Raw genomic sequence first — 9,899 nt, 5'->3', positions numbered from 1 at the left:
CGAGGACCCCTCCCCGCCCCTCCCCGCCCCGACGGTCCGATCACTCCCCAGGTCGAAGTCCAGCGAGTCCGGCGCCACACAGCCGAAGAAGCAGCCGATCACCCCACAACCAAGAAGACGCGCGCACACGCTGCGGCCCCCTTGTCCTAGCAGTTGAACGCGCCTAGGTTTGCTCCGCGATGTCGAGCACGGTCACACTCATACACCTCGCCTTGCTCGCGCTCGGCCCGCCCACGACCCCCCATCCACCACTCACTGTGGATCACGTGGGGGTGGCCACGTCAGACGAGCACGGTGTGGAGGTCATCGCATACGATCACAAAGGCGATGTCGTCGCCACAGTCGTGGCGCTGCCTCGCGCCGACGGGCCCACGACATTCGCAGTCGACTTCGATGATGGCTATTTGGACATTGTCCGCGACACAGACGGGATTATCGGCGTAGAGACGAGCCTCTCGCCGGGGCTCGTCGAGACACGCATGTCGGTGATCGACGCTGCCCTCGGTGACGCAATGGCCGATCTCGACGGGCCCAACAATCCGCAAGAGGGCAAGTTCACATGTGCGGCGGGCGCGATCGGCTCGGTGTTGTCGTGCGCCAGCCTGCGACTTTGGTGCCCCGTGGCGATTTTGGCGACCATGTGCTCGTGTCTGGACGCGGCCGGCCACGAAGAGGCGTGCCCGTGATCGAACGCCGCAACATACTCAGGTGGGGCGTCATTGGGGCCATCATCTTGCTCTCGGCCGCAGCGGGATACGAGCTCGTGTTGGCCGAGCGCTACACCTACGCGGTGATCATCGGGGCCGCCATTCCTGCGCTCGCGCTGGGCGACTACTGGCGCCATCGAGACAGTCCAAACAACGCCGACCGCGTCCTGCTCTCGTTCATGGTCGCGCTGCTCGCCTACGGCGCAGCGATCGCCTCGCTCATCTGACCCGCAGAGCCCGAGGAGCTCGCGCGGCGCTCAGTCGAGCGCGACGCCCTGCATGTAGGCCGAGGGCTCGCCGGCCTCGAGCAAGACCGGAGTCGGCGCCGGCTCGAGCTCGTCGATGCGCGTGAGCACGCCCTGGGCCGAGAGCACGAACAGACTCCTCGGTCGGCTGGCCGCGGCGACCCCGTCGACCTGGTCGGTGACGATCGACTCGATGCTGTAGAGCAGCAGGTCGCCGTCATCGTCGATCGCCAGCGTCGACATCGGGACGCCGACGAAGCGCTCGAGCCCCTCGCCAGACACGCGCACGACCACGCCGCTGGTCGCCCCGAGATCGGGCTCGCCGACCGCGGGCTGAGCGTCGAGGCAGGTCCAGCCGGCCCAGCGCCCGCTCGGCGACACGACCGGCGCGCTGCCGGGCGCGAGCGCGCAGTCGGTGGTCTCGAGGCTCACGACCGAGAGGGCCTCGGCGTCGACCTGATAGGTCGGCCCCGTCGTCGACAGCAGGACCAACGCCCGCCCACGCTCGACGGTGAACCAAAACAGCGGCGGCGCGGCGAACACAGGCACGCTGTCGACGATGTCGAGCCGCCGATCCCAACGAAACAGCTGGCCCGCCCCCAGCCACACGCTGACCCAGGGATCGATGACCTGGAGGAGGCCGAGCCCGCCGCCGGCGACCGCGTCGGCGAGGGGCTGCGGCAGCGCGAGCTCCCCCGCGAGCTCGGGCGCGCGGCGCTCGAACAGCTGCCAGCTCTGGCGGTCGCTCGTCGTGATCGCCAGCTCGCCCCCCGGCTCGAGGCCGACCGGCGTCCAGCAGTCGATCGCCGACTGGCAGCTGCGCTGCTGCGTGGGCGCACCCGGCAGCGGCGCGGCGCTGAACGTGGCCTCGCGGACGATCCCGAGCGCGTCGCCGGGCTCGTCCGGGTAGCGCAAGAAGCTGGCGCCGCCGTCGGCGTGGCGCGCGAACAAGACCGGCGCGTCGACGCTGCTGACGACCCACGACAGCGCGAGCGGCTCACGCAGCGGGACCATGCTGCCGTCGACGTCGCGCTCGAGCCCGAGCCCGGGCGCGAGCGGGACCAGGCTCAACGAAGCGTCGAGGTCGTCGAGCCACCACAGCGCGTCGCCGCGCTCCGCGTACTGAAACGAGGCCGCCCCCGGCATCGAGGGCGGCAGCAGCAAGGGCAACCGCCGACCGTCGTCGAGGCCGATCCAGGCCCCGCGGTAGTCCCCCGCCCGCACGACCAGCCCGCGGCCGCGGGGCCCGAGCCGCACACGCTCTTGCGGCGCGGTCTCGCCGTAGACCTCAAAGTCGTAGCGCTCGCCGCGATCGTAGACGTGGATCCGACGGGACCCCTCTCCGGTGAACACGTCAACCCAGATCGCCCGGGCCTCGACGGGCTCGGCTCCGCAGCCGGACCCCACGCCGACCCCCAACATCGAGAGCCCCCACGCGAGCGCGTGAGAACGCGCGCGGCGCTTCGCTATCGGGCCCACCAAACCACGCTACCACCCCCGAATTTGCCCGCAAAGCCGGGGTTGCTGGGCTTGCACCCCTGGGCGGCTTCGTGCAGGCTCGTGCGCCCATGGCTGCCGAGGACGACAACAGCACCACAGACACCGAGTCCGACGACACCCCGGTGATCGAAGAAGGCTCCGCCGAGGCCGCCCAGGCCGCTCAGGCCGCCCAGTTGGCGGCGATGCAAAAGGCCGCCTCGGAGATCGAGCTCGTGGTCCTGCCGCTGTCGTGCGTCAACGAGGGCAAGGGCGCGCCGCTGTCGATGGGCGTCCAGCGCTGGCTCGCGCAAGAGCTCGCCCGGACCGGGCTCAAGGCCGCCGCCCCCGTGTTCACGGCGATCGCCGAGCAGCAAGGGCGCAAGGTCCCCGCGCTGCTGATCTATCGCGACGAGTGGACCGACCAGCGCGCGCTCCAGGGCGCGGTCCGCTTCCCCAACGCGCGCCGGCTGATCGCCGCGGACTTCAGCGTCTCCGAGGAGAAGCTGAGCCTCACGATGCGCCTCGCCGACATCCACCTCGACGAGCCGGGCGCCGAGCCCTCAACCCCCGCGCCCACCGAGGCCAAGGCCGAGGGCGAGACCAAGGCCGAGGGCGAGGGCGAAGCCAAGGCCGAGGGCGAAGGCGAGGACGAAGAGAAGATCGCCGGCCGGCTCGACACCGTCGCAACCTGGACCGCCGAGGTCAGCGCCGATGGCCTCGGCGAGAAGCTCTTCGAGGGCCTCCAGGCCATGGCCGAGGCCGTCGGCCAGACGGTCGACCACGAGGGCTGGGCCGAGGCCTTCGGGACCTCCAACAAGCAGGCGATGCTCAGCTTCCTCGTCGGCCTCGGCAACCTCTCGGCGCTGCAGGGGCGCACGGTCCCGGCGACCGCCGACCAGCTCCTCAACCCGCTGATGGACGCGATCAACCGCGATCCCAAGATGGACGGCGCGATGGAGGCACTCCACGCGATGACCGACATCTTGCTCGCGCTCCAAAGCGGCGACCGCTCGGCGACGCCGCTGTGCCTCCAGGCCCTGTCGATCGCCGCCCAGCGCCGCAAGGACGACCCCGAGGCCTGGCACCACCTCGCCGTGGTCGCCCGCCGACTCGGCGATCTCCCGACCGCGGTCAACGGCTTCAACCAGGCCTTCAACCTCAAGCCGACCAGCGTGCAGATCGCCGTCGACTTCATCCAGACCCTGCGCCGGGCCGGCGACGCCGAGAACGCGCTCAAGGTCGCGCAGCACGCCGTCGAGCAGGGCAACGAGGCCGCCCCGATCCTCGCGCTGCTCGGCAGCTTGCTGATCGAGATCGACGACTTCGACGCGGCCGAGCCCTTCTTGCGCCGAGCCGTCGACGAGGGCCAGGTCCCGAGCGCCTACGGCGATCTCGCCAACGTCCTGTGGGATCGGTCCGACGACGGCACCGAGGAGCAACGCGAGGATCGCGTCGAGGCCCTCGGGCTGCTCGAGACCGCCGTCGGCCTCCGCCACGTGGCCAAGTCGACCATCGACATGCTCCTCGACCTCGCCACCGACGAAGAGCACGAGGGCGCCGAGAAGCTCCTGCGCCTCGCCGGTCAAGAGCACGCCGAGAACCCCGCGGTCCTGACCTCGCTCTCGACCCTGATGCTCGAGAGTGACGAGCCCGAGCAGGCCCGCGAGTGGCTCGACAAGCTCCTCGCCCTGCCCCGCCGCAGCCTCGACGACGACGCCTTCGCGCGCCGGGCCGTGCTCGGCCTCGAGCTCGACGACTTCGAGGACCGCTACGAGGCCGCGATCGACGCGGTCAACAGCGGCGACGAGAAGCAGCAGGGCACGGCCGCCGTGTTCCTGCGCGAGGTCATCGCCAAGGACGCCCGCTACTGGCAGCCCCACCTGATGCTCGCGCTCGCCGTCCGCCAGACCGAGGGCGACGCGGCCGCGCTCAGCCACCTGATGAACGCCGTGCGCCTGCGGCCCAACGACGCCCAGATCCGCCAGCTGATCGCCGCGATCCTGCGCAAGCAAGGCCGCCCGCGCGAGGCCGTCGAGCACCTCCGGGCCGTGGTCGCGCTCAACCCCCGCGACGTCGATCCGGTCATCAACCTCGCGACCTGCATGCGCGACGCGAACATGTTCGCGGAGGCCCGCCAGATCTGCACGGCGGCGCTCCAGATGATCCCGAACCACGCCCAGTTCCAGTCCATCCTGGACAGCCTCCCGGCCGAGACCAAGGCGACCTGACTTGGGGCCGGGACGAGCCGACAGGCGAGTTCGAACGGCCCCTTGAAGACGAAGACCAGGAAGGCCTGAGTCGAGCGCACAGCGCTTGATTCAGGCCTTCGAGTTTTTCAAGGGGCGTCTGCTCGACTACTCGACGGTGCAGCGGATCCGCGAGCTCCTGCCCTCTTCGGGGCCCTCGATGAACTCCGCCTCGCGCAACATCGCAGCGTAGAGGGACGGCGCGTGGTCGACCGCCTCTGCGGGGCTCGCGATCAACATCACCGTGGCCGGCTCCTGGTCGGCGGCCTGGTCGGCGGCCTGAGCGGCGGCCTGAGCGGCGGGCAGCTCGAGGCGACGCTCGATGACTCGGCCGACGCGCAGACCGTTGCGCCACAGATCTGCGGCGTGCCAGCTGCCGGTGGGGTCGTCGGCCATGATCTCGGCGAAGGGCTCGGGCAGCGTCCCCGCGGCCGTGGCCGACAGCTCGCCGTCGATCCCCTCGACGAGCTCGAACAGCGCGGGCGAGCTCGGATCGGCCAGCGCCCCGCGGTAGACGGCGAGCTGAACCAGCGAGCCGTCGCGCAGCTCGAGGGTGTCGAGCAAGCCGTCGACGATCGGCAGGTTGAAGGGGACGTCGCGGTCGAGGCTCATCGGCGTGACGCCGATCGAGGTGTGGACGACCAGACCGCCGATCTCGCAGCGCTGGGACCGATGGTCGACCAGGTAGGTCTCGGGGTCTTCGCCGATGACCAACACGGCGGCGGCGGCGTTGACGACCAGCGCGGCGCCCACGAGCGACCCGAGCGCGACGCCCAGCCAGCGCGGCTGCTCGAGCGGCAGCGCGATCGCGACCAGGCTCGCGACCGCGATCGTCGTCAGCAACGCGATCGGGGCGACGCCGACCCCGGCCACGCCCGGCCAGCTCGTCAGCAAATTCGCGACCAGGAGGAGCGAGAGGGTCACGACCAGGTTCCGACGCGGACGCGACGCGAGCGCGGGCGTGCGGCTGGGCAAGAGCAGCCACAGCGCGGCCGTGATCGCCCCGACCGCCATCAGGTTGCCGCCGGTCGGCGCGACCACGGCGAGCCTGTCGAGGCCCAGCTGCCACAACAAGGGCAGCGCGAGCACCGAGGCGGCCATCCCGGCGAGCCCGGCGAGGACGGTCGCGGCGGCCATCCGCGCGGGCCCGAGCATGCGCTCGATGATCTGCCCGGCCAGCCAGATCGCGTAGACGTCGAACAGCAGCCCGACGAGGTCCATGTGGATCCACGCGCTCGTGAACACCCGCCCCCAGGCGCCGCCGCGCCACAGATCCTCGGACAGCGCCCCGAGCTCCATGAGCCCGATGCCGCCGCCCCCGCGCAGGAGGTGGACGCCGTAGACCGTCGACAGCGCAACCATGACCGCGTAGGTCGCGATCGGTCGCTCGTGGCGGCGAACCGGCGGCGTCGCGACCAAGAAGCTCTGCAGCCGCGCGGCGACCACCTCGACGTAGACGCGCAGCTCGTCCGGGAGCTCGATCGCCTCGCCCAAGCTGAGGCCGGGGCTGGGCGCCGCCTCGACCTTGGGCCCGGGCTCCGAAGCCTCGTCGTCACCCGCGGCCTCACGCGCGGGCTCGAGCACCGCGCGGGCGGCCTCGAGCACCCGACGATCCCGCGGCCCGGCGAGCTCCTCGACCTTGCTGAGGGTCTCGACGGCCTCGCGGCGCTCGCCCGCGCGGACCAGCGCGATGCCCTTGAACAGCTCGGCGGTCGCGGGCGTGAGCCCGAGCGCGGCGAAGCGCCGGCGCTGCACGACCTCGTCGACGGGCGCGACGGCGCCGGCGTAGGCGAGGAAGGTCAGGCGCGCCTGCCCGAGCAGCTCGGCGGTGTTCGGATCGTCGCCGATGGGCCCGTCCTCGAGCTCGCGCAGCAGCCCGGCGGCGGTCTCGATCCGGCCCGACTCGCCGTAGGCGCGCAGCAGGCCGAGGGCCAGGCTCGGGCGCAGGGCCGCGTAGCCCGCGTGAAAGCGGCGCTCGTAGTGGGCGATGCCCTCGTCCCAGCGCTGGCCGTGAAACAGCATCGAGACGATCTGCTCGTGGATCATCGCGAGCTCGGCGCCGTCTTCGGCCTCGTCAGCGAGGCGGCGAAAGTGGGCCAGGGCCGCGTCGACGCCCTTGCGATCGAGCAGCGACAAGCCCTCGAGGATCGGCAGCTGGCGCGACAGCCCGGCCCCCGGCATCAACATCGCGCGCAGCCCCGACAGCCGACCGACCCAGGCCAGGTAGCCGCGGGCGAAGGCCCAGCGTGAGAGACGCTCGAGCGCCCACGGCAGCGCGACCGTCAGCACGACCAGCGACAGCGCGATGGTGCCGGAGAAGCGGCTCGCGCCCATCGAGAACACGGCCCAGACCAGCTCGATCCCGACGACGATCGCGTAGCCGCGCCCGATCCCGTCGCCGCCGCGCAGCAGCCGGACCAGCGTCGCGGCGCAGATCACCGCGGCGAGCAACAACAAATGATCGAAGAGTTCGACTTGCACGCCCGCTCACTCGGCCCCGGCGCCTGCGCCGGATCCCGCCCCAGGCCCAGGCCCAGGTCCCGAAGGGCCGCCGCCCGCTCCCGGCGCTGGCCCGGGGTCCCCGCCCGCATCCACCCCGGACTTTAGATGGTCGCCGGCCTGGACCTCGAGGTGGCCGATCGCGCGGAACTTCTCGTAGCGCGCGTCGATGATCTGCGTGGGCGAGAGCTCGCAGAGCTCCTCGAGCTGCTCGTGGAGGGCCTGCTCGAGGGCCGCGGCCGTGACCGTGAGTCCACGGTGCGCGCCGCCGGTCGCCTCGCGGATGATCCCGTCGCAGACGCCGAAGTTGAGCAGATCTTCGCTGGTCATGCGCAGCTGCTCGGCGGCGTCCTGCTCGGCCTCGGCGTTCTTCCACAGGATCGAGGCGCAGCCCCGGGGCGAGATCACCGAGTAGACCGCGTGCTCGAGCATCAAGATGCGGTTGGTCAGCCCGACCGCCAGCGCGCCGCCGGAGCCCCCCTCCCCGATCACGACGGAGATCGTTGGGACCCGCAGCGCGGCCATGAGCTCGAGGCTCGCGGCGATCGCCTCGGCCTGCCCGCGCTCCTCGGCGCCGATGCCCGGGTAGGCGCCAGCGGTGTCGATCAGGCAGATGATCGGCAGGCCGAACTGCTCGGCGAGCTTCATCAGGCGCTGGCACTTGCGGTAGCCCTCGGGCCGCGCCATGCCGAAGTTCCGCAGCACGTTCTCTTTGGTGTTGCGGCCCTTTTGGTGGCCGATGACCATGACCCGACGGCCGCGCAGGCGGCCCATGCCCGCGACGATCGCGGGGTCGTCGCGATAGGCCCGGTCGCCCTTGAGCTCGACGAAGTCGGTCGTGATCTCGCCGATGTAGTCGAGGGTGTAGGGCCGGTCGGGGTGCTTGGCCAGCTGCAGCTGCTCCCACGGAGTCAGGCGCGCGTAGTGCTCGCGCTGCAGCTGCGAGGCGCGCGCCTCGAGCCGCTCGATCTCCTTGGCCATGTTCTCGTTGCCGCCCGCGAGCAGCACCTTGAGCTCGCGGATCTTGCCCTCGAGCTCGACGATCGGCTTTTCAAAGTCCAGGACCCGGGTGCTCATGTTGGCTCACCTGCCAAGAAGGCCTCGACTCGGGCGACGGGGCAGGCATCGGGATGGTCGATGTTGAAGATCCGCTCCATCGGTAGGAGACCTCGAAACTGATGACGGAAGTAGGTGCGCTGGCGACGAGCGTACTTGCGGGTCGCCCGCTTGATGGCCGTGGTGGCTTGGTTGAGCGTGCAGCGACCCTCGATGTGCTCGACCAACTCCCGGTAGCCGAGGCTGCGCATCGCCTTGTGGCGAGCATCATAACCGGCCGCCAAGAGCTTCTCCACCTCGGCCACCCAACCGCGGGTGAGCATGGCCTCGCAGCGCCGCTCGATCGCCGCGTCGACGCCCCCGACGCCTGGGTCGAGGACGATCATCAGGAGCTCCAGCTTGGGCCGCGGCGGGTCGCGGCGGCGGACCGCGCTGATTGGCTCCTCGTGCTTCTCACACAGCCACAGCGCCCGCAGAGCACGGACGAGGTTGTGGGGGTGGATCCCCGCCGCGGTCTCGGGGTCACGAGTGGCGAGCTCGCGGTGGAGGGCGCCCGCGTCGCTGGTTTCTCGCGCCATCCACAGCGTCTCGAAGCGCACGCGCGCGGGCTCGTTCGCTTCGCTGCGATCGGAGCTGCACGCCTCGCCCGAGTGTGTCCAGCCTGCGGCGCGAAGATACAGGCCCGTGCCGCCGCAGAAGATCGCGGGACCACCCGCGAGCTCGGCCCGCGCGAGCTCGCCGTACTGTCCGGCCGAAAATTCCTGATCGGGGTCGACGAGATCGAGCAGCTTGTGGACCACCCGCGCGCGATCGTCCGCGCTCGGCTTGGCCGAGCCGATGTCGAGGCCGCGGTAGACCTGGACCGAGTCGCAACTCAAGATCGGGACGCCGAGCGAGCTCGCCAGGGACAGCGCGAGCGAGCTCTTGCCCGCGGCCGTCGGTCCGACGATCGCCACGGCCCGCGGGCGCTTCGCTTCGTTGTTGTCGCTCGCCATCGCCTCACTCGAGCAGCGCCGCGACCGACCACCGGCGCAGGCCTGGCAGCTCGTCCAGCCCCCCGCCGTGCTCGTTCAGCAGCTCGGCCAGCCACCGCCGGGCGAGCCGAGGGCTGGTGTCGACGACCCGGGTGCCCGCGATCTCGGCCACGGCCTCGACGAAACCATCGGCAGGGGCCTCGCCCGCCTGCTCGCGCAGCTTCAGCCACGGCACCAGGCGATCGAGGAGCTCGCCGACCCCCGCCGCGTCGATCAGCTTGGGCAGCACGGCGGGCACGGCCCGGACCAACACCGCGTCCTCGCCGAAGCCCTCGAGCTCGAGGCCGAGCCGCGCGAGACCTTCGTTGGCCGCGAGCAGACGCGCGCGCGCGTCGGGGCTCCGGGGCACGACGACCGGCGAGAGCAGCCCCTGGCCTGGGGCGCGGCCGTCGGGGTCGGTCGCGGACAGCTCGGCCAGCAGCCGACGCCGGACCAGGTACGCCCGAATCCGACGCAGATCCGCGACCAGGAGCTCGCCCTCGAGCTCGAAGAGCGCGACCGGACCCGGGAGGCAGGTCAGCAGCCTCGGGCCCTTCGCTGCCCTTCGATCACGAGCCCGACACGCCCGCGCCCGATCCCGTCGCCGCCGAGCCACGGGGGGACGGGATCGGGCGCGGGCGTGTCGGGCTCGTG

Annotated in this window: 8 protein-coding genes; 3 read left to right on the top strand and 5 right to left on the bottom strand. The window is 71.4% G+C overall.

Going from position 1 to position 9,899, the window contains the following annotated elements; genetic code table 11:
* Positions 1–272: 272 nt before the first annotated feature.
* Together ENSA5_RS17430 and ENSA5_RS17425 are read left to right on the top strand one after the other, a co-directional pair.
* Complete coding sequence (locus tag ENSA5_RS17430) at positions 273–686, top strand: hypothetical protein (RefSeq protein ID WP_146155812.1); 414 nt, start codon at positions 273–275, stop codon at positions 684–686.
* Positions 683–934, top strand: a complete 252-nt coding sequence (locus tag ENSA5_RS17425) for a hypothetical protein (protein WP_146155811.1) — start codon at positions 683–685, stop codon at positions 932–934. Before ENSA5_RS17430 ends, ENSA5_RS17425 begins: the two co-directional genes overlap by 4 nt.
* A 30-nt stretch (positions 935–964) precedes the next feature.
* Here ENSA5_RS17425 and ENSA5_RS17420 read toward each other — a convergent pair whose 3' ends face one another.
* Complete coding sequence (locus tag ENSA5_RS17420) at positions 965–2,431, bottom strand: hypothetical protein (RefSeq protein ID WP_146155810.1); 1,467 nt, start codon at positions 2,429–2,431, stop codon at positions 965–967.
* An 89-nt stretch (positions 2,432–2,520) separates the two neighbouring features.
* Here ENSA5_RS17420 and ENSA5_RS37785 point away from each other — a divergent pair, with 89 nt between their 5' ends.
* Positions 2,521–4,659 carry a tetratricopeptide repeat protein gene (locus ENSA5_RS37785; RefSeq protein WP_106392801.1) on the top strand — a complete coding sequence of 713 codons (2,139 nt, stop codon included), beginning with the start codon at positions 2,521–2,523 and terminating at the stop codon, positions 4,657–4,659.
* 126 nt (positions 4,660–4,785) lie between these two features.
* Here the strand turns inward: ENSA5_RS37785 and ENSA5_RS17410 are convergent, their stop codons facing one another.
* Genes ENSA5_RS17410 through ENSA5_RS17395 form a run of 4 tightly spaced genes read right to left on the bottom strand, consistent with a single transcriptional unit; the run spans position 4,786 to position 9,861 of the window.
* On the bottom strand, positions 4,786–7,158 hold the full coding sequence (locus tag ENSA5_RS17410) for a rhomboid family intramembrane serine protease (RefSeq protein ID WP_146155809.1): 2,373 nt from the start codon (positions 7,156–7,158) through the stop codon (positions 4,786–4,788).
* A gap of 6 nt (positions 7,159–7,164) precedes the next feature.
* Positions 7,165–8,253, bottom strand: coding sequence for an acetyl-CoA carboxylase carboxyltransferase subunit alpha (locus ENSA5_RS17405; protein WP_106392799.1), 1,089 nt, complete (start codon positions 8,251–8,253; stop codon positions 7,165–7,167).
* On the bottom strand, positions 8,250–9,227 hold the full coding sequence (miaA, locus tag ENSA5_RS17400; protein ID WP_106392798.1) for a tRNA (adenosine(37)-N6)-dimethylallyltransferase MiaA: 978 nt from the start codon (positions 9,225–9,227) through the stop codon (positions 8,250–8,252). Before miaA ends, ENSA5_RS17405 begins: the two co-directional genes overlap by 4 nt.
* 4 nt (positions 9,228–9,231) lie before the next feature.
* A complete protein-coding gene (locus tag ENSA5_RS17395; protein ID WP_146155808.1) occupies positions 9,232–9,861 on the bottom strand; it encodes a hypothetical protein in 630 nt (209 codons plus the stop codon).
* Positions 9,862–9,899: the final 38 nt, after the last annotated feature.

The sequence above is a fragment of the Enhygromyxa salina genome (assembly GCF_002994615.1).
GTDB lineage: Bacteria > Myxococcota_A > Polyangia > Nannocystales > Nannocystaceae > Plesiocystis > Plesiocystis salina_A.
Note: the sequence above shows the minus strand (reverse complement) of the source record. Positions and strands in the feature narration are given on the sequence as shown.